The sequence below is a fragment of the Bradyrhizobium sp. cir1 genome (assembly GCF_014198245.1).
Classification (GTDB): Bacteria; Pseudomonadota; Alphaproteobacteria; order Rhizobiales; family Xanthobacteraceae; genus Bradyrhizobium.
On record NZ_JACIHE010000037.1, the window covers coordinates 1 to 18,944 of the forward strand.

14 protein-coding genes are annotated in these 18,944 nt (G+C 65.0%); 11 read left to right on the forward strand and 3 right to left on the reverse strand.

Translation table 11 applies throughout. The features are described 5' to 3' along the window. Positions 1–260: 260 nt before the first annotated feature. Positions 261–1,061 carry an SDR family NAD(P)-dependent oxidoreductase gene (locus GGD63_RS37145; protein WP_183249857.1) on the reverse strand — a complete coding sequence of 267 codons (801 nt, stop codon included), beginning with the start codon at positions 1,059–1,061 and terminating at the stop codon, positions 261–263. Positions 1,062–1,311: 250 nt separating this feature from the next. On the opposite strand from GGD63_RS37145, the gene GGD63_RS37150 reads away from it, so the two are divergent. The 4 genes from GGD63_RS37150 to cyoD are packed head-to-tail and all read left to right on the forward strand — an operon-like array spanning position 1,312 to position 5,162. Then, the gene (locus GGD63_RS37150) at positions 1,312–2,145 is read left to right on the forward strand and encodes a cytochrome ubiquinol oxidase subunit II (RefSeq protein ID WP_183249859.1); all 834 of its coding nucleotides are present in this window, start codon (positions 1,312–1,314) and stop codon (positions 2,143–2,145) included. Beyond that, complete coding sequence (cyoB, locus tag GGD63_RS37155; protein ID WP_183249860.1) at positions 2,135–4,135, forward strand: cytochrome o ubiquinol oxidase subunit I; 2,001 nt, start codon at positions 2,135–2,137, stop codon at positions 4,133–4,135. Before GGD63_RS37150 ends, cyoB begins: the two co-directional genes overlap by 11 nt. After that, the gene (locus GGD63_RS37160) at positions 4,135–4,776 is read left to right on the forward strand and encodes a cytochrome (ubi)quinol oxidase subunit III (RefSeq protein ID WP_183249862.1); all 642 of its coding nucleotides are present in this window, start codon (positions 4,135–4,137) and stop codon (positions 4,774–4,776) included. Before cyoB ends, GGD63_RS37160 begins: the two co-directional genes overlap by 1 nt. Continuing rightward, on the forward strand, positions 4,773–5,162 hold the full coding sequence (gene cyoD / locus GGD63_RS37165) for a cytochrome o ubiquinol oxidase subunit IV (protein ID WP_080139007.1): 390 nt from the start codon (positions 4,773–4,775) through the stop codon (positions 5,160–5,162). Before GGD63_RS37160 ends, cyoD begins: the two co-directional genes overlap by 4 nt. Positions 5,163–5,375: 213 nt before the next feature. Here the strand turns inward: cyoD and GGD63_RS37170 are convergent, their stop codons facing one another. Beyond that, positions 5,376–6,164, reverse strand: a complete 789-nt coding sequence (locus GGD63_RS37170; protein ID WP_183249864.1) for a thermonuclease family protein — start codon at positions 6,162–6,164, stop codon at positions 5,376–5,378. Between the two features lie 200 nt (positions 6,165–6,364). On the opposite strand from GGD63_RS37170, the gene GGD63_RS37175 reads away from it, so the two are divergent. The 4 genes from GGD63_RS37175 to GGD63_RS37190 all read left to right on the forward strand — a co-directional run bounded on the left by GGD63_RS37175 (position 6,365) and on the right by GGD63_RS37190 (position 11,323). Then, the gene (locus tag GGD63_RS37175) at positions 6,365–7,963 is read left to right on the forward strand and encodes a GMC family oxidoreductase (RefSeq protein WP_183249866.1); all 1,599 of its coding nucleotides are present in this window, start codon (positions 6,365–6,367) and stop codon (positions 7,961–7,963) included. Between the two features lie 9 nt (positions 7,964–7,972). Beyond that, complete coding sequence (locus GGD63_RS37180; protein WP_183249868.1) at positions 7,973–8,422, forward strand: hypothetical protein; 450 nt, start codon at positions 7,973–7,975, stop codon at positions 8,420–8,422. 91 nt (positions 8,423–8,513) lie between these two features. Beyond that, a complete protein-coding gene (locus GGD63_RS37185) occupies positions 8,514–9,533 on the forward strand; it encodes a S1C family serine protease (RefSeq protein ID WP_183249870.1) in 1,020 nt (339 codons plus the stop codon). 59 nt (positions 9,534–9,592) lie between these two features. Continuing rightward, the gene (locus GGD63_RS37190) at positions 9,593–11,323 is read left to right on the forward strand and encodes an FAD-dependent oxidoreductase (protein WP_183249872.1); all 1,731 of its coding nucleotides are present in this window, start codon (positions 9,593–9,595) and stop codon (positions 11,321–11,323) included. A gap of 256 nt (positions 11,324–11,579) precedes the next feature. Here GGD63_RS37190 and GGD63_RS37195 read toward each other — a convergent pair whose 3' ends face one another. After that, on the reverse strand, positions 11,580–15,056 hold the full coding sequence (locus GGD63_RS37195; RefSeq protein ID WP_183249875.1) for an indolepyruvate ferredoxin oxidoreductase family protein: 3,477 nt from the start codon (positions 15,054–15,056) through the stop codon (positions 11,580–11,582). Between the two features lie 165 nt (positions 15,057–15,221). On the opposite strand from GGD63_RS37195, the gene GGD63_RS37200 reads away from it, so the two are divergent. From GGD63_RS37200 to GGD63_RS37210, 3 genes are all read left to right on the forward strand, one after another. Next, positions 15,222–16,175 (forward strand): hypothetical protein, encoded by a 954-nt coding sequence (locus GGD63_RS37200; protein ID WP_183249877.1) that lies wholly within the window; start codon positions 15,222–15,224, stop codon positions 16,173–16,175. A 308-nt stretch (positions 16,176–16,483) separates the two neighbouring features. After that, positions 16,484–17,182 (forward strand): cysteine hydrolase family protein, encoded by a 699-nt coding sequence (locus GGD63_RS37205; RefSeq protein WP_183249878.1) that lies wholly within the window; start codon positions 16,484–16,486, stop codon positions 17,180–17,182. Positions 17,183–17,192: 10 nt separating this feature from the next. Continuing rightward, the gene (locus GGD63_RS37210; protein WP_183249880.1) at positions 17,193–18,860 is read left to right on the forward strand and encodes a regulator; all 1,668 of its coding nucleotides are present in this window, start codon (positions 17,193–17,195) and stop codon (positions 18,858–18,860) included. Positions 18,861–18,944 lie beyond the last annotated feature (84 nt).

Genomic DNA, 18,944 nt, shown 5'->3' on the forward strand with positions numbered 1-18,944 from the left:
CTCTCGCCAAGGCATCGGCTGGTCCTCCCAGCCGACAGAGAACTGTCACCCATCCATCCGGTCTACTGTGTTACCTCTCTATCCGGTCTGGACACAGTGCACCCTCTCCCCTTGCGGGAGAGGGTGGCTTCGCGAATGCGAAGCCGGGTGAGGGGTCTCTCTCCGCGTGTCTATTTGCCTAGAGATGAGTTCGCCGAAGCGACCCCTCATCCGGCGCTTCGCGCCACCTTCTCCCGCAGGGGGAGAAGGAAGAAGAGAGACTACCCCCTCCTCACGCTCGCCCCGCCATCCACCGGCAGCGTCACACCCGTGACGAAGTTCGCCTCATCCGACGCCAGGAACAGCGCGGCGTTGGCGACGTCCCAGCCGGTGCCCATCTTCCTGCGCAGCGGCACCTTGCTGTCGCGCTCGGCTTCGACCTCGGCGCGGGTCTTGTGCCATTCGCGGGCGCGGGTATCGACCGCCATCGGTGTGTTCATCAGGCCGGGCAGGATGACGTTGGCGCGGATGCCGTATTCGGCGTTCTGGTAGGCGAGCTGCTCGGTGAAGGCGATCATCGCCGATTTCGTCGCCTTGTAGGCGACGTAAGGATACGTCGTGATCGCCGCCATCGAGGAGATGTTGATGATGGCGCCGCTCTTTTGCGCGCGCATGATCGGAATCACCTCCTTCGCCGCCAGGATGCAGCTCTTCAGATTGATGGCGACGACGCGGTCGAACGCCTCCTCGGTCAGTTGCAGCAATTCGGCATCGCCGCCGGCGAGACTCACGCCGACATTGTTGTGCAGCACGTCGATCCGGCCCCAGCGCGTTTGCGCGTCCTTGACCATCGCCTTGATGTCGGCGGACTTCGTCACGTCGGCCTTGAAGGCTGCGGCGGTGCCGCCTTTCGCGGTGATCATCGCCACCGTTTCCTGCGCCGACTCCAGATGATGGTCGACGCACAGCACCTTCGCGCCTTCGCGCGCGAAGGTCAGCGCGGTGGCGCGGCCGTTGCCCATGCCTTCGCCGGGGCTTTGCCCGGCCCCGACCACGATGGCGACCTTGTCATTCAAGCGCATGTCAGTTCACTCCCGGGATCGGATCGTTCTCATTGTTTTCGTGCAGATTAGCAATCGCCCCGGCCGGAGAGAAGGCGCGGGCCCTGCGTTCATGTCATTGACATCACATGGAATTGCATGTTGCGGCCGACTGATTGCGCATGGCTGGCCCATGCGGTTCAGGAACCGTTTTCAGTCGATCGCGTTTGTTGCGGAGCCTTTCCCGCGCTAGGCTCTGTCCCGGGGCTTCCCAACCGCCAGTGGCTTGCCGATGAATCTGCTCGACCCACAAGGGCCCGTGGCTGCGGCCAACAGCACCATCCTGGTCGATTCCGTCTTCATCATGCTCGTGATCGTGGTCCCGACCATTTTCGCGATTCTGGCCTTTGCGTTCTGGTTTCGCGCCTCGAATCCGAAAGCGCGTTACCAGCCTGACTTCGTCTACTCCGGCCGCGTCGAAATGGTGGTTTGGTCGATTCCGGCGCTCACCGTGATCTTGCTCGGCGGCGTCGCCTGGATCGGCTCGCATCAGCTCGATCCTGCCGCGCCGGTGCCCGGCACCGGCAGCTCGATGCGAATTCAGGCCGTCTCGCTCGACTGGAAGTGGCTGTTCATCTATCCGGACCAGCGCATCGCCACCGTCAACACGCTGACGGTGCCGGCCGGCGCCGAGCTGAATTTCCAGCTGACCTCGTCGAGCGTGATGAACACGTTCTTCATCCCGCAGCTCGGCAGCATGATCTACACCATGAACGGCATGGTGACGCGGCTGAACCTGCGCGCGGACAACGAGGGCAAGCTGCAGGGGATCTCGGCGCATTTCTCCGGCGACGGCTTTCCCGACATGATGTTCGACGTCAATGTGATCTCGGCGCTGGCGTTTCCCGACTGGGTGGCGAGCACGGCGAAGTCCGATGTCGTGCTGAACGAGGACAGCTACAAGAAGCTGATGCAGCAGGGTATCGAGCGGGGCCGGCCGACCTACCGCCTCGAAGACCCGCGCCTGTTCGACCTGATCGCGACCCAGCACATTCCGCCAGGGCCCGGCCCCGAGCTGATGTCGGATGCCGGCCGGCCGCACAGTGGAGGCCACGATGCTCGGTAAGCTCGACTGGTCGGCCATTCCGTTCGATCAGCCCATTCCGCTCGTCGCGGGCGCGGTGGTGCTGGTGGCGATCCTCGCCGTGCTGATCTGGGTCGTGGTGAAGGGGCATCTGCCCTATCTCTGGCATGAATGGATCACCAGCGTCGATCACAAGCGCATCGGCGTCATGTACATCCTGCTGGCCTCGGTGATGCTGCTGCGCGGCGGCAGCGATGCCATCATGATGCGGATCCAGCAGGCGGTCGCCTACCAGTCGCAAGGCTATCTACCGCCGGAGCACTACAACCAGATATTCTCGGCGCACGGCACCATCATGATCTTCTTCGTGGCGATGCCGTTCGTGATCGGGCTGATGAATCTCGTCGTGCCGCTCCAGCTCGGCGTCCGCGACGTCGCGTTTCCGACGCTCAATTCGGTCGGCTTCTGGCTGACCGCGACCGGCGCGCTGCTGGTCAACATCTCGCTGGTGGTCGGCGAGTTCGCGCGCACCGGCTGGCTCGCCTTTCCGCCACTCTCGGGACTGTCCTATTCACCCGGCGTCGGCGTCGACTATTACGCCTGGTCGCTGCAAATCTCCGGCGTCGGCACGCTGGTCGCCGGCATCAATCTCGTCACCACCGTGCTGAAGCTGCGCACCAGGGGCATGAACTATCTGCGTATGCCGATGTTCTGCTGGACCACGCTGGCTTCGAATCTCCTCATCGTCGCGGCCTTCCCGATCCTCACCGCGACGCTCGCGATGCTGTTGCTTGACCGCTATCTCGGCTTCCACTTCTTTACGAATGAGGCCGGCGGCAACGTCATGATGTTCATGAACCTGATCTGGGCCTGGGGTCATCCGGAGGTCTATATCCTCGTGCTGCCGGCCTTCGGCATTTTCTCCGAAGTCGTGTCGACCTTCTCGGGCAAGGCGCTGTTCGGCTACCGCTCGATGGTGCTTGCGACCATGGCGATCTGCGTCGTCTCCTTCATGGTCTGGCTGCACCATTTCTTCACCATGGGCGCAGGGCCGGACGTCAATGCCATCTTCGGCATCGCCAGCATGATCATCGCGATACCGACCGGCGTGAAGATCTACAACTGGCTGTTCACGATGTATGGCGGCCGCATCCGCTTCGCGACGCCGATGCTGTGGTCGGTCGGCTTCATGGTCACCTTCATCATCGGCGGCCTGACGGGCGTGCTGGTCGCGGTGCCGCCGGCGGACTTCATGCTCCACAACAGCATGTTCCTGGTCGCCCACTTCCACAACGTCATCATCGGCGGCGTGCTGTTCGGGGCCTTCGCCGGGTTCGAATACTGGTTTCCGAAGGCGTTCGGCTTCCGTCTCGACGAGCGCTGGGGCAAGGCGGCGTTCTGGTTCACCTTCACAGGCTTCTACGTCACCTTCATGCCGCTCTATATCGCCGGCATGCTCGGCATGACCAGACGCTTGCAGCACTACGACGTCGCGGCCTGGCGGCCCTGGATGATCGTTGCGGCGGTCGGCATGGCGGTGCTGACGATCGGGGTGATCTGCCAGATCATGCAGCTCGTGGTCAGCATCCGCAATCGCGAGGCATTGCGCGACCGCACCGGCGATCCCTGGGACGGCCGCTCACTGGAATGGGCGACGTCCTCGCCGCCGCCAGTGTTCAACTTCGCTTTCAATCCCGACGTGCGCGGCGAGGACGCCTATTGGGACATGAAGATCCATGCCCGGCAGCAATCGTTCGAGCATGAAGAGCCCGAATATCAGGATATCGAGATGCCCCGGAACTCGCCGACCGGGTTCGTCTGCGCGTTCTTTGCCTCGATCATGGGCTTTGCGCTGATCTGGCACATCTGGTGGATGGTGATCCTGGGCGGTATCGGCGCGTTCGCGACCTTCGTCGTGTTCGCCTGGCGCGACCATGACGAATACGTCATTCCAGCCGCGGAGGTCGCCCACATCGATCGCGTCAATCTCGAGGAGCGGCGCAGCCTCGTCAGCATGGCGGGAGCGGTCTGATGTCGATGACGGCAACCGTCGGCCATGCCCACGCCGATCCCCATCACATCGGCGTCGTCATCGAGCATCCCGGGCCGGCGTCGAAGCGGATCGTCACCGCTTACGGTTTCTGGGTCTTCCTGCTCTCCGACATCGTGATGTTCTCCTGCTTCTTTGCGGCCTATGCGGTGCTATCCGGCCAGACCGCGGATGGCCCGAAGGGCTCGGAGATCTTCGAGCAGCGAAATGTTGCCATCGAGACGGTCTGCCTGCTACTGTCGAGCTTCACCTGCGGAATGGCCAGCATTGCCGCCGACGTACGCAACCGGCTCTGGTTCTACCTCGGCATGGCCGTGACCTGCGTGCTCGGCCTGATTTTCCTGACCATCGAGTTCCGCGAGTTTGCCGATCTCGTCGCACGCGGCTATGGCCCGTCGCGCAGCGCGTTCCTGACCTCGTTCTTCTCGCTGGTCGGCTGCCACGGCCTGCACGTCTCCGCCGGCGTGCTCTGGCTGCTCACCATGATGGCCCAGGTCTTTGCGAAAGGCTTTCGCGCCGACGTGTTGCGGCGGATGATGTGCTTTGCGCTGTTCTGGCATGCGCTCGACATCATCTGGGTCGGGGTGTTCTCGGTGGTCTACCTGCTTGGGGGTGCCCCATGAGCGATCAGACGCATATTCCGGCCGGGCACGATCTTGCGCCGGGCGAGGAAGAGCAGCATAGCGTCGGTGAGCGGATCCTGGGTTACGTCGTCGGTCTTGTTCTGGCGCTGTTGCTCACGGCGACGTCGTTCTTCATCGCCGGCACCGATCTGGTCTGGCAGCCTTCGATCCCGGTCGCGCTGATCGTGCTGGCGATCGCGCAAATGGGCGTGCACCTGGTGTTCTTCCTGCACATCACCACGGGCCCTGATAACACCAACAACGTGCTGGCGCTGGCCTTCGGACTGCTGGTCGTGTTCCTGGTGGTCGGCGGCACCGTCTGGATCATGTCGCATCTGAACGGGAACATGCCGCCGATGGACCAGATCATGCGGATGCGGACGTAGAGACCCAAAAAAGAAGAGCCGCTTGTGGATGACAAGCGGCCCAAGTCTAGGGAGGAAACGCCCGAGCAAAGCCAATCCGATGAGGATCGTCTGCCAAGGAAGCGCTCGCGCAAAGCGCGTGCGCACTTTGATAAGTGCAGCAACTCCCGACGAAGTTCAATTCCGGATCAATACGGTCTCGGACTACCACTCACGCGTGCGCGAAGGAATTTTTCACTTTGGCGGGCGGCAATTATAGGCCTTGCGGAAGCCGGCGGCCTGGGCGTCGTCCTCGGAGCAGAACCAGCGGTCCGGCTTGGTGGTTGCCGGATAGCTCGGGCATCCCCGCAGATGATAGATGCCGATATTGCCGGTGACGCGGGCACGCACCGCGAGCTTGCCCTTGATGCTGCAACTCGGCGGCATCGTCAGCTCATCCGGGAACAGCACGGCACGGATCTCCTTGTCGCGATCGGAGCGGCAGGCGGCCCCCAGCAGCGCACCGTCCTTCTTGCCGCTGCGAAATTCTTGCGGCGCAACAAAGCAGCCCTTCCAGATCCCGGCCGCGGCCGTCTTCGCCTCGGACGCCGCCGGCTTGACGTTCGCCTTGATCGGCTCGCGAGCGATGGCATAGCCGAGCTTGACCAGTTGCTCGTTCAAGGTCGCCTTGTCGCCCTCGGCCGTGCAGATGGCGCGGTGGCGCTTGCCGAAGCTCTTTTCCGGCCCGACATCGTCGCAGCGCACGGAGCGCTTGTTGATCAGCTTCGTCAGCTGATCGCGGGCCTCGATGCCGCAGGTCCAGGGATCGGCGTGATCGTCGATGCAGACCTGGTCCAGCTCGGGCGCGTCGACGCCGTCGAGCCGGTAGGTGACGTCGCCGAGCTGGATGGAGTTGCCGTCGCGGGCCGTCGCGGCAGCGGTCAGCGCGGAGGCCGGCTCGGAAGAGACCAGAAATCCGGACAAGACGAAAAATAAAACGAGCGCAAAAGCGCGGGCGGCGGCAAAGAAATTTCGGAAGGACATGCGGTCTCGCTATCGATGGCTCGTGCGCCCTGTTCCTAGCATCCGGACGTGTCGATACCAATGGTCTGCGCCCTGCGAAGTGCGACATTCCGGCCTCACGGCTTTACTCGGCTGCGGCTCTGCCCCTATCGTTTGCCGGCCTCGCGGAGCGCGAAAGGCCGAATCGCCCGGTAAGCGGCGAGGGGGAGGACAAGGTTGCGATGAAAGATCCCGTGGACGTCCTGATCATCGGTGCCGGCGCTTCGGGCGCTGCGGTGGCGTGGTCGCTGGCCGAGACCAAGATGCACATTCTTTGCCTGGAGCAGGGCGGCTGGATGAACCCGGCGGAATATCCCAGCACGGGCCGGGATTGGGAAGCCAAGTTCTACGGCGAGTGGTCGTCGAGCCCCAACGTCCGCGGCCGGCCCGAGGACTATCCGATCAACGACGACAATTCGCCGATCAAGGTCGTCAACTACAATGCGGTCGGCGGCTCCACTGTGATGTACACTGCGCACTGGCCGCGGCTGCACCCTTCCGATTTCAAGGTGAAGACGCTCGACGGCGTCGCCGACGACTGGCCGATCGACTACGACGCGCTGACCCCGTTCTTCGAAGAGAACGATCGCATGATGGGCACGTCGGGGCTATCTGGCGATCCGCTCTCGCCGCTGACGCATCCGCCGATGCCGCAGCAGCCGATGGGATTGTCCGGCGCCATCATCGGCAAGGCTATGAACAAGCTCGGCTGGCACTGGTGGCCGTCGGACACCACGGTCGCGACCATGGACTATGAGGGCCGCGCGCGCTGCATCAATCTCGGCCATTGCACGCCGGCCTGCGCGCAGGGCGCGAAGTCCTCCACCGACATCACTTATTGGCCGCACGCGGTCCGCGCCGGCGTCGAGTTGCGCACCCATTGCCGGGTGCGCGAAATCACGACCGACGAGAACGGCATGGCCTCGGGCGTGGTCTATTACGACAAGGACGGCGTCGAGCAGTTTCAGCCCGCGCATGTCGTCATCATCGCCTGCAACGGCGTCGGCACGCCGCGGCTGCTCCTCAACTCGGCGTCCGGCCGCTTCCCGAACGGCCTTGCCAATTCGTCCGGCCTCGTCGGCAAGAACCTGATGTTCCACCCCTATGCGCAGATCTACGGCTATGTGAAGGAGCCGACCGACTCTAACCGCGCGCCGCCGACCTGCCTATGGAGCAAGGAGTGGTACGACACCGACCTGTCGCGCGGCTTCGTGCGCGGCTACGGCGTTCAGTTCGTGCGCGGGGCGGGGCCGGTGTTCGAGGCCGTCGTCAGCGAGCAGAAGGGCATCTTGCCCTGGGGCGAGGATCATCATCGCGTCTTCCGCAAACTCAACGGCCACCGCTTGGGTTTCTCCGCGATCTGCGAGGACCTGCCGGAGGAGCACAATCAGGTCACGCTCGATCCTGTCCTGAAGGACAGCCACGGCATTCCCGCGCCGAAGATCGACTACACGATCAGCGAGAACAGCCGGAAGATGATGGAGCATGCACTCGCCCGCGGCCGGGAGTTTCTCGAGACCGCAGGGGCGACCGATATCTGCGTCAACTCGCCGATCCCCTGGGGCGGCTGGCATCTGCTCGGCACGGCGCGGATGGGCACCGATCCCGAGCGCTCCGTCGTTAACGAATGGGGCCGCTCGCACGACGTCAAGAACCTCTTCATCGTCGACGGCAGCATCTTCGTCACCTCCGGCGGGGTAAATCCGACCTCCACCATCCAGGCCCTCGCGCTCTACATCGCCAACCAGATGAAGCAGCGCCTCGCCAATTTATTCGACTAGAGGACCGACATGTCCGGGCAGATGACCCTCACGCCGCGGCAGCGCCAGGACTTGCGCATCATTGCCGGGATGATCATTCCACCGAGCGAGGAATATCGCGTCCCCGGCGCCGATGACGAGATCATCCAGGCCGACATCCTTGCAACCCTCGGCCGGGACACCAGGCCGGTCGCGGCGGCGCTCGACCACCTGGCGCGGCTCGCGGGGATGCCGCTCGCCGACCTCGCGCCCGACACGCGCGACGGCGTTGCCCAGCAGTTCCGGTCGACCGGTGGCGTCGCTGCGGCAACCCTCGTTCGCGTCGTGTTGCAATGCTACTACCGCGACGACCGCGTGCTGCGTTCGCTCGGGCTGGAGCTGCGTGCGCCGTTCCCGAAGGGCCATGTGCTCCCGGATGGGGACTGGTCGCTGCTCGATCCGGTCAAGGCGAGGGCAGGCACGCTGCGGCGGGCGCCCTAGCCACCTGGCCAGTCCAGCCCCGCGCCCTGGTCGGGTCCCTTGCGCCGGAGGGAACAGGCCACCATCTGTGTGAGCCTCAAGGACTCTTGCCATGCTGGATTTCACATCAGATGTCGCCGATGCCGCCCCGTCATCGCGAACGACGGCGGCTGCCCCGGTCAACGACCGGGCGCTGCTGGACGCTTATTCCAACGCCGTGATCGACGTCACCGATCGCGTCGGCCCTGCGGTCGTGCGCGTCGAGACCGGTCCAAGAGTGCCGAACGGCCGCGAGCGCGGCGGGCTCGGCTCGGGCATCGTGATCTCGCCGGACGGACTCGTCCTCACCAACAGCCACGTGGTCGGCACGTCGAAGGAGATCCGGCTGCGCGACGTCGAGGGCCATGTCGGCGAGGCCCAGGTGCTCGGGGTCGACCCCGACACCGACCTTGCGCTGCTGCGCGCCAATGGCGTGCGGCACTTGCCCTATGCCGCGCTCGGCAACTCCAAGAGCCTGCGGCGTGGCCAGCTCGTGATCGCGATCGGCAACCCGCTCGGCTTCGAGTCGACCGTGACGGCGGGCGTGGTCTCGGCGCTCGGCCGCTCGATCCGCTCGGTGAGCGGGCGCACCATCGAGGACGTGATCCAGACCGATGCCGCGCTCAATCCCGGCAATTCCGGCGGGCCGCTGGTATCGTCCAACGCCGAGGTGATCGGCATCAACACCGCCATCATCAACGGCGCGCAGGGCATCTGCTTTGCGGTCGCCAGCAATACCGCGCAATTCGTGCTGTCGGAGATCATCCGCCACGGCTATGTCCGCCGCGCCTATATCGGCGTCGCCGGGCAGACCGCGCCGGTCCCGCGGCGGCACGCGGTTGTGGCCGGTGTCGAGAACAAGATGGGCGCTTTGCTTGCGCAGATCGAGCCGGACGGGCCGGCGGCGAAGGCGGGCCTGCTGCCCGGCGACGTCGTCATCAGGCTCGACGGCGTCGAGATCAACGGCGTCGACGATCTGATCCGCGTGCTCGACCGCGACCGGATCGGCCGGCGGCTTGCCATGGACGTGCTGCGGCTCGGCCGCCTGCGGGCAATCGACATCGACCCGATCGAGCGCAAGCCGCAGCGCTAGCGCGCGGACGCCCGGGCGGGGTATGACGGTGTCATGCCTCGCTTCCGGAAACCCGCCGCATGATGCCGGCGCATGAGACCTACGACGTCGTCGTCATCGGTGCCGGCGCCGGTGGCATGACGGCGGCGGCTGTCGCTGCCGCCGAAGGCCTGCGTGTGCTGGTGATCGAGAAGACCGCCTTCGTCGGTGGTACCACCGCCTGGTCCGGCGGCGTGGTCTGGATCCCCGCCAATGCCAAAATGAAAGAGGCGGGGCTTTCCGACAGCATCACCGATGCCGTCCAATATTTGTCGAGTACGGTGCCCGAGCCCGCCAATGCCGGCCTGCGCGCGGCCTTCCTTGCGCGCGGGCCGGAGGCGGTCGCCTGGCTCGAAGCCAACACCGAGGTGCGGCTCCAGCCCGTGAAGGTCTGTCCGGATTATTATCCGGAGCGGCTGGGCGCAACGTCAGGCGGTCGCGTGCTGGAGCCGGTGGCTTTCGATGGCACGCGCCTTGGCCGGGCTCTCGCGCGACTGCGGCCGCCGCTGCCGGAGTTCACGCTCTTCGGCGGGATGATGGTCAACCGGCTCGACATTCCGCATCTGCGCCGGATTGGCAAATCACTGCGGTCGACCTTGCGTGCGGCGCGGCTGGTTTCCGAATACGCGTTACAGCGGCTCCGCTCGCCGCGCGGTACGACACTGCATCTCGGCAACGCGCTCGCCGCGCGGCTATACGCGTCGCTGCTGGCGCGGCAGGTCGAGATTCTCTTCAGCGCGGATGTCGAGGATCTGTCGATGCAAGGCGATCGCGTCGCCGGCGTGGCGATCCGCCATGGCGCCCGTGATCGCCTGATCGCCGCACGCCGCGGCGTGGTGCTTGCAACCGGTGGCTTCTCGCACGACGCGACTTTGCGCAAACGCTTCTTCCCTGCAGCAGCGGGGTTTATCTCGGCGACCAACACAGCAGGCACCGGCGATGGGCTGCGGCTCGCGGTCACGGCCGGCGCCGCATTCAACACGGAGGCGACCAGCCCGGCCTATTGGGTGCCGGCCTCGCTGTTCCGCCGCGCCGACGGCAGCCGCGGCGTGTTCCCGCACACGGTGACCGACCGTGCCAAGCCCGGTGTGATCGCCGTCAACGCCGCGGGCCGCCGCTTCGTCAACGAGGCGCTGTCCTACCACGAGTTCGTGCTCGCCATGCTGCGCGATGGCAATGGCGAGCCGGACCGGCCGTTCTACCTGATCTGCGATCGTGCGTTCCTGTGGGCTTACGGCCTTGGCCGCATCAAGCCGTTCACGCGCAGTCTCCGTCGCTACCTGACGAGCGGCGAGTTGGTCGATGCCCCTGACGTCGCGCAACTGGCGGCGAAGCTCGGCATCAAACCATCCACACTCGCGGCGACGGTCGCGGCCTATAACGCGGACGCGAAGGAGGGCCGCGATCCCGAATTCGGCCGCGGCAGCACCATCTATCAGCGCCATCTCGGCGACGCCGTCCACAAGCCGAATCCCTGCGTCGCGCCGATCGTCCGCGCGCCGTTCTTCGCGATGCGGATCTATCCCGCCGACCTCGGCACCGCCATTGGCATGAAGGTCGATGCGCAGGCCCGCGTGCTGCGCGAGGACGACACGCCGATTGCGGGTCTTTACGCCTGCGGCAACGACATGGGCTCGATCATGAACGGCAATTATCCGGGGCCGGGCATCACGCTGGGACCGGCGCTGACGTTCGGGTATATCGCGGGACGGCATCTGGCGGAGGGAGGGGCGTTCGCTGCGGGCAAGGCTGCAGCCTCAGCCCACATCTAGCCACCTCCACCGCTGTCATGCCCCGCGAAGGCGGGGCATCCAGTACGCCGCGGCCTATCCGTATTTCACTGCCGTCTCGGAGTACTGGATCGCGCGGTCAAGCCGGGCGATGACAGCGAGTATGAGGCTCGCGCCCGCCTCCTCATCGTCACTGCGAGCGAAGCGAAGCAATCCAGCATCCCTCCGCGGAAAGACTCTGGATTGCTTTGTCGCAAGGGCTCCTTGCAATGACGGGGGAGAGCTTCGCGCCTGATTGCTACTCCGCCGCCGCCGCAAAGCGGCTGTTCTCCAGCTCCGCCTCAAGCCGCGCCGTCTCGGCAGCCGCCAGCTTGATGTTGGCTTCCTTGACGTGGCCGAAGCCGCGGATCGTTTCGGGCACGCGCGCCAGCCGTGCCAGCAGCGGAATCTGCTCCGCCCTCAGGCCGGCAGTCCGCTGATCGATCATGCCAAGATAATCCTCGATCAGCTTCCGCTCGGTCCGCCTCTCCCCGGTGCGGCCGAACGGGTCGAACGCGCCGCCGCGCAGGAACTTCAGTTTTGCGAGCACGCGGAAGGCGTGGATCATCCAGCTGCCGAACTCCTGCTTCTGGAGATGGCCCGTCGTTTTGTCGCGCTTTGCGAAGATCGGCGGTGCCAGATGGTATTTCAGCGTGAAGTCGCCATCGAATTTTTCCGAGACCTTCTTCGCAAAGCTCCCGTCGGTATAGAGGCGTGCGACCTCGTACTCGTCCTTGTACGACATCAGCTTGAACAGGTTCTTCGCGACCGCCTCGGTCAGCTCTGTGGAGGCGGGCGAGGCGGCCGTCTCCGCCTTGCGCACCTTGGCGACGGCCGCGAGGTAGCGCTCGGCATAGGCGCGGTCCTGATAGCCGCTGAGGAACTCGGCGCGCGTTGCAATGATGTCGTCCAGCGATTTCGCCGGCGCGGACGCCCGGGTCTTGAACTGCAGCACGCTGCGGACCCGCGACATGTCGTGGGCGGCGAGGCGCCCCCAGGTGAAGGCGAGCTTGTTCATCTCGATCGCGGCGCCGTTGATTTCGATGGCGCGAAGCAGGGCCTCCAGCGACAGCGGGATCGCGCCCTTCTGGAAGGCGAAGCCGAGCATGAAGGGATTGGTCGCGATGCTGTCGCCCATCAGCGCGGCGGCAATGCCTGTGGCGTCTATGATGTCGAGGTTCTTGTCGCCGACGGCGTCGCGCAGCACGGTCTGCATCGTTCCCATCTCGAAATCGAGATCTGGGTTTTGCACAAAGCTCGCGGTCGGCTGCAGATCGGCGTTGATGTAGGCTTTGGTCACGTCGCGCTCGGCGCGGCTCAGCGCAGTGGGACCGGCCGAGACGATCATGTCGCAGCCGAGGATGACGTCGGCGCCGCCGGTGGTGATGCGGACCGCCGAAATGTCTTCCGGCTTCGGCGCGATGCGCACATGGCTCATCACCGCGCCGTTCTTCTGCGACAGGCCGGTGAAGTCCAGCGCCGAGCAGCCGCGGCCGTCGACATGGGCAGCCATGCCGAGCAGTGCGCCGATGGTGATGACGCCGGTGCCGCCGATGCCGGTGACGAGGATATTGTAGGGGCCGTCCAGCTCACGCGCCGGCGGCAGCGGCAGATCGGCGAACAGCTGCCCGGAATCCACCGCCGAGGTCTTCATGCGCTTCGGCGAACCGCCATGCACGGTCACAAAACTCGGGCAAAAACCCTCGACGCAGGAAAAGTCCTTGTTGCAGTTCGACTGGTCGATCTGTCGCTTGCGGCCGAACTCGGTCTCCAGCGGCTGCACCGAGACGCAGTTCGAGGCCTGCGAGCAGTCACCGCAGCCTTCGCAGACGAGCTCATTGATGAAGGCGCGCTTGGCGGGATCGGGATAGAGCCCGCGCTTGCGGCGGCGGCGCTTTTCCGCGGCGCAGGTCTGGTCGTAGATGACGACGGTGAGCCCCTTGATGTCGCGCAGCTCGCGCTGCACGGCATCGAGCTCGCGGCGATGATGGATAGTCGCGCCTTGCGGGAAGTAGTTGCCTTGCGGGTACTTGCCGGGATCGTCCGAGACGATCGCGAGCCGCTTCACGCCTTCCGCCCAGACCTGATGCGCGATCTGCGCCACATTGAAGGCGCCTTCGGCCGGCTGGCCGCCCGTCATGGCGACGGCGTCGTTGTAGAGGATCTTGTAGGTGATGTTGATGCCGGCGGCGGACGCGGCGCGCAGGGCGAGAAGCCCGGAATGGGTGTAGGTGCCGTCGCCGAGATTCTGGAAAATGTGCTTCTCGGTGGTGAAGGGCGACTGGCCGATCCAGTTCACGCCCTCGGCGCCCATATGTGAGATCAGATCGGTGCGGCGGGTCGGCATGCTCAGGGCCATGCCGTGGCAGCCGATGCCCGCCATGGCGCGGCTTCCTTCGGGCACGCGCGTCGAGGAATTGTGCGGGCAGCCCGAGCAGAAGAACGGCGTGCGCGCCAGCTTGATTGGCGTGCTCGCAGTGACGGGATTGTCGAAGGCCTCGAGCCGCGCCAGGCGCTGCTCCAGCACCGGGCTGTGATGGCCGAGCTTGCGCAGCCGTGCGACGAGGGCGGAGGCAACGATCGTCGGCGTCAGCTCGCCCTCGCTCGGCAACAGCGGTGCGCCGCGCTCGTCGCGTTTGCCCGTGACGGTCGGGCGCCTGGAGGCATCGACATTGTAGAGGATGCGCATCAGCTGGTCTTCGATGAAGCCGCGCTTCTCCTCGACCACGAGCACGTCTTGAAGGCCTTCGGCGAAGCGCTTGGCGCCGCTTTCCTCCAGCGGCCAGGTCAGCGCGACCTTGTAGATGCGCAAGCCCAGCTCCTGCGCGTCCTTGTCGGTGATGCCGAGGTCGGCGAGCGCCTGGCGCAGATCGAGATAGGCCTTGCCGGTCGCGACGATACCGAGCCGCGCGGGCTTGGAATCCAGCACGATGCGGTCGAGCTGGTTGGCGCGGGCGAAGGCCTGCACCGCGACCATCTTGGGCCCGAACAGGCGCTTCTCCGCCTCCAGCGGCGGATCGGGCCAGCGGATGTTGAGGCCGCCGGGCGGCATCTCGAAATCATCGGGCAGCACTATCTTGATGCGTTCGGGGTCGCTGTCAATCGACGCCGAGCTTTCCACGGTCTCGCTGATCGCCTTGAAGCCGACCCAGCAGCCGGAGAAGCGCGACAGCGCGAAACCGTAGAGGCCGAGATCGAGATAGTCCTGGAGCGTCGCCGGGTTGATCACGGGGATCAGCGCCGCAGCGAACACCTGCTCGCTTTGATGGGCCAGGGTCGAGGACTGGCAGCCATGGTCGTCGCCGGCAAGCGCGAGCACGCCGCCATTGAGCGAGGTGCCGGCGGCGTTGGCGTGCTTGAGCGCATCGACCGAGCGATCGACGCCGGGCCCCTTGCCGTACCAGATGCCGAACACGCCATCGACCTTGGCGCCGGGAAACAGGCCGACTTGCTGGCTGCCCCAGACCGCGGTCGCAGCGAGGTCCTCGTTCAGTCCGGGGACGAAGGCGATGTCGTGCTGCTGAAGATACGACTTCGCGCGCCACAGCGCGTGGTCATACATGCCGAGCGGGGAACCGCGATAGCCCGAGATGAAGCCGCCGGTGTTGAGACCCTGGAGCCGGTCGCGTTCGCGCTGCAACATGGGCAGGCGGACCAGCGCCTGCGTGCCGGACAGGAAGATCCGCTTCGATTCGAGCCGGTATTTATCGTCCAGCTCGACCTGCATCAGCGTCATTTCAGGAGTCCTTGTCGTCGTGGCTCGGCGGGGATTTTGCGCCGCGGAAAAAGCTGCGGCTTGCGAAGCGGGAGTTGCCAGTCAAAAGCATGGACCACCGAAGTCAATATCGCTGGCCGCATCCGTGGCGGGCCTGTTAGTCATGGCTCCCTGTGGAGAAAAGCCATGACTGCAAACGCATTCGAGACCGAGATCACCGAGACCGCCGAGGTGCTGATTGGCCCCTGGCGTCAGCCGCGCCAGATGCTCCATGCGCAAACTTACGATGCGCACGCCTCCATCCATGACGATGCCACCGCGCAAAAGCTCGGCTTCAAGGGCGGCACCATCGAAGGCCCGACGCATTTCAGCCAGTTCGCTCCGCTCGGTGCGCGGCTCTGGGGGCAGGCCTGGTTCGAGAGCGGCTGTCTGTCCGCGCATTACCGCAGCGTCTGCTACGAGGGCGAGGAGGTGCAGGTGATCCTGTCGAAGCCGCTGCCCGGGACGAGCCAGTGCCAAATTCAGATGGTGAAGCGCGACGGCACGGAGGTGCTGCGCGGAACGGCCTCCGTCGGCGAGCCTCACGCAGCGACCGCGCTCGAGACCCGCCTGACCGAGCTCAAGCCGCTGGCCGATCCCGTGATCCTGCGCGATGTCAAAGTGGCGAAGACGAGCAAGCGGCAGACCGTGCGGATGGCGTTCGACCGGAACATGGGCGACCTGTATCCGTTCTCGCTCAGGCAGAAGCTCGCCGTCATCACCGAGAGCTCGCCGTACTATTCGGGCGCGGACAATCCGTGGGGAAGGCCGATCATTCCGATGGAGATGCTGAGCGTGCTGTTCCAGTACCGCTCCAAGGACGATCCGCTGCCGGCCAAGGGACCCGCCGTCGGCCTGTTTGCCGACCAGGAGATCAGGCTGGTGAAGGGCCCGCTTTTCGTCGACGAGGAGTACGAGGTCGAGCGCGAAGTGGTCGCGCTCTCCGGCAGCCGTCGCACCGAGAGCGCCTGGGTGAAGACACGCGTGTTCGACAAGGCGGGCACGATGGTTGCGACCATGCTGCTGAACATGGCGACGCTGAAGGACTCTTATGCGCCGTATGAGGAGGAGTATCGGCGGCTGTACGGGGCGGGGCGGTAGTCTCTGCTCGTCATTCCGGGGCGCGCGTAGCGCGAGCCCGGAATCCATTTCACTTCGCGTATTGCCGCCCGATGGATTCCGGGCTCGCGACTTCGTCGCGCCCCGGAATGACGGTGGAGGGCGCTCATCCTTTAAGCAAATGCACGTCGCTAAGACGTCGCACAGGGAATAAGCAGGCGATGATCGCCGACGTAACCATCTGACTAAACAGCAAATTCGTTCGACGCCCACGCTCCCCCGCAATTGTACACAATGGCACGGCGCTTGCAGAACTCCTGGCGAAGAGAGTTCTCGCGGGGGCCTGCGTCATGTTGAACTCAGCCAAGCCGACACCGGGCGTCATCAGCGCCGAGCCCGAGCCAATCAAGCTCGACTGGCCCGCCACCGCGCTTCTCATCATCGACATGCAGCGCGACTTCATGGAGCCCGGCGGCTTCGGCGAGACGCTCGGCAACGACGTCAGCCAGCTCGCGCGCGCGGTGAATCCGATCGGCGCGGTGCTGAAGGCGGCGCGCGACACCGGCATGCTGGTGATCCACACCCGCGAGGGCCATCTGCCAGACCTTTCCGATGCGCCGCCGGCAAAGGTCGAGCGCGGCGCGCCGAGCCTTCGCATCGGCGATCCTGGCCCGATGGGGCGCATCCTTATTCGCGGCGAAGCCGGCCACGACATCATCCCCGAGCTCTATCCACTCGACAGCGAGGTCGTCATCGACAAGCCCGGCAAGGGCGCGTTCTACGCCACCGAGCTCACCGACGTGCTGGAGAAATACGGCATCGAGAATTTGCTGGTGTGCGGCGTCACCACCGAGGTCTGCGTCAACACCACGGTGCGCGAGGCCAATGACCGCGGCTATCGCTGCGTCGTCATCTCGGACGGCTGCGCATCCTACTTCCCCGAGTTTCACGAGATGGGCCTGAAGATGATCAAGGCCCAGGGCGGCATCTTCGGCTGGGTCGCGGATTCAGCCGCAGTTCTGGAGGCAATGAAGGTTTCGACCACATAGGGGTATTATCATGAGCACATTGACGGGGACGGCCGGCAGTTCTGATCTGAACAAGTCCGCTTTCAAGCCGGCACTATGGACATCGGGCGACTGGAACGCGTTTTTCGGCTTCGGCACCAACATCCTCGTCAACATGCTGGTGCTCACGGGCCTGTTGCGCTTCGTCTTGAAGATGCCTGACAGCCTCGTGTTCGGCCGCATCCTGCCCGCGCTCGGGCTGATGATGTGCCTCTCCACATTCTATTATGCGTATCTCGCCTACCGCCTCGCGCAGAAGACCGGCCGCGACGACGTCTGCGCGCTGCCGTCGGGCGTCAGCGTGCCGCACATGTTCATCGTCACCTTCGTGATCATGCTGCCGATCACGCTCAAGACCGGCGATCCGCTCAAGGGCTGGTCGGCCGGCCTCGTCTGGGTGTTCTTCCAGAGTTTTATTCTGATGATTGGCGGCTTCATCGCACCTTTCATTCGAAAAATCACGCCGCGTGCGGCGCTGCTCGGCACGCTCGCCGGCGTCTCCGTCACCTTCATCTCGATGCGGCCGGCGTTGGAGATGTACATGACGCCGCAGATCGGTCTGGTCTGCTTCGCGATCATCCTGGTGAGCTGGTTTGGCGGCGTGAAATACTGGCGCGGCATTCCCGCCGGCCTCGTCGCCATCGCGGCCGGCATGATCATCGCCTGGGGCTCCAACCTGTTCGGGCTTGGCCTCGGTGGATTGAGCATTGCGGGCGTCGGCGCTGCCTTCGCAAACTTCGGCTTCTCGGTGCCGATCCCGGCCGTCGGCTACGTCTTCTCCGGTTTCGAGTTCCTCGGCATCATCCTAGTCACCGCCATTCCGTTCGGGATCTATGACCTCGTCGAGGCCATGGACAATGTCGAGAGCGCGGAAGCCGCCGGCGACGAATATCCGACCACGCGTGTCTTGACCGCCGACGGCGTCGTCAGCCTGATCGGCTGCCTGATGGGCAATCCCTTCATCAACGCCGTCTATATCGGCCACCCCGGCTGGAAGGCGATGGGCGGCCGGATCGGCTACTCGGCGGCGACCGGCATCATGGTGGTGGTGCTGGCCTGGTTTGGCATCATCTCGGTGCTGCTGGCGCTGGTGCCTGTCGTCGCGATCTCGCCGATCCTGCTCTATATCGGCATGCTGATCGGCGCGCAGGCGTTCCAGACCACGCCGGTCAAACACGCGCCGGCGATCGTGCTGGCGTTGACGCCGCATCTGGCCGCCTGGGCCAAGCTCCAGATCGACACCATGCTGGCCTCGACCATGACAGCGGCGGCAACCGTCGGCGGCATGGCGGCCGACAAGGCCGACGCGGTCAAGACGGCTGCGGTGGCCGCGCTGCCGCAGCAGGGCGTGTTCTATCACGGCCTTGAGGTGATGGGCGGCGGCTCCATCCTCGGTGGTCTCGTCCTCGGTGCGATCGGCGTCTTCATCATCGAGCGCGACTTCGAGAAGGCATCAAGCTTTGCTCTGGTCGGTGCGGTGCTCACCTACTTCGGCTTCATGCATGGCGAAGCCGTCGGCATCGGCGGCGGGTTCGGCGTCACGCCTGCGGTCGCGTTCGCTTACGCCGTGATGGCCGCGGGCCTGTTCGCGGCGAGCAGGCTCGGCGCCAGCGAGCACTATGCTGCGCATCCGGAGATGCATGCCGCGCCGGCCGAGTAGGGAAGCGAGACATCGATTGCGGCCGGGCGGCGAGGAGTTGCCCGGCCGTTTCCTTTTGGTCCTGCACGCTTCGGCGACTCAGCC

Coding starts and splice junctions, on each gene's coding strand:
- GGD63_RS37190 (WP_183249872.1), top strand. CDS start 9,593: ATGATGCCGGCGCATGAGACCTACGACGTCGTCGTCATCGGTGCCGGC.
- GGD63_RS37175 (WP_183249866.1), top strand. CDS start 6,365: ATGAAAGATCCCGTGGACGTCCTGATCATCGGTGCCGGCGCTTCGGGC.
- GGD63_RS37185 (WP_183249870.1), top strand. CDS start 8,514: ATGCTGGATTTCACATCAGATGTCGCCGATGCCGCCCCGTCATCGCGA.
- GGD63_RS37195 (WP_183249875.1), bottom strand. CDS start 15,056: ATGACGCTGATGCAGGTCGAGCTGGACGATAAATACCGGCTCGAATCG.
- GGD63_RS37150 (WP_183249859.1), top strand. CDS start 1,312: ATGAATCTGCTCGACCCACAAGGGCCCGTGGCTGCGGCCAACAGCACC.
- GGD63_RS37170 (WP_183249864.1), bottom strand. CDS start 6,164: ATGTCCTTCCGAAATTTCTTTGCCGCCGCCCGCGCTTTTGCGCTCGTT.
- cyoB (WP_183249860.1), top strand. CDS start 2,135: ATGCTCGGTAAGCTCGACTGGTCGGCCATTCCGTTCGATCAGCCCATT.
- GGD63_RS37205 (WP_183249878.1), top strand. CDS start 16,484: ATGTTGAACTCAGCCAAGCCGACACCGGGCGTCATCAGCGCCGAGCCC.
- GGD63_RS37180 (WP_183249868.1), top strand. CDS start 7,973: ATGTCCGGGCAGATGACCCTCACGCCGCGGCAGCGCCAGGACTTGCGC.
- cyoD (WP_080139007.1), top strand. CDS start 4,773: ATGAGCGATCAGACGCATATTCCGGCCGGGCACGATCTTGCGCCGGGC.
- GGD63_RS37210 (WP_183249880.1), top strand. CDS start 17,193: ATGAGCACATTGACGGGGACGGCCGGCAGTTCTGATCTGAACAAGTCC.
- GGD63_RS37145 (WP_183249857.1), bottom strand. CDS start 1,061: ATGCGCTTGAATGACAAGGTCGCCATCGTGGTCGGGGCCGGGCAAAGC.
- GGD63_RS37160 (WP_183249862.1), top strand. CDS start 4,135: ATGTCGATGACGGCAACCGTCGGCCATGCCCACGCCGATCCCCATCAC.
- GGD63_RS37200 (WP_183249877.1), top strand. CDS start 15,222: ATGACTGCAAACGCATTCGAGACCGAGATCACCGAGACCGCCGAGGTG.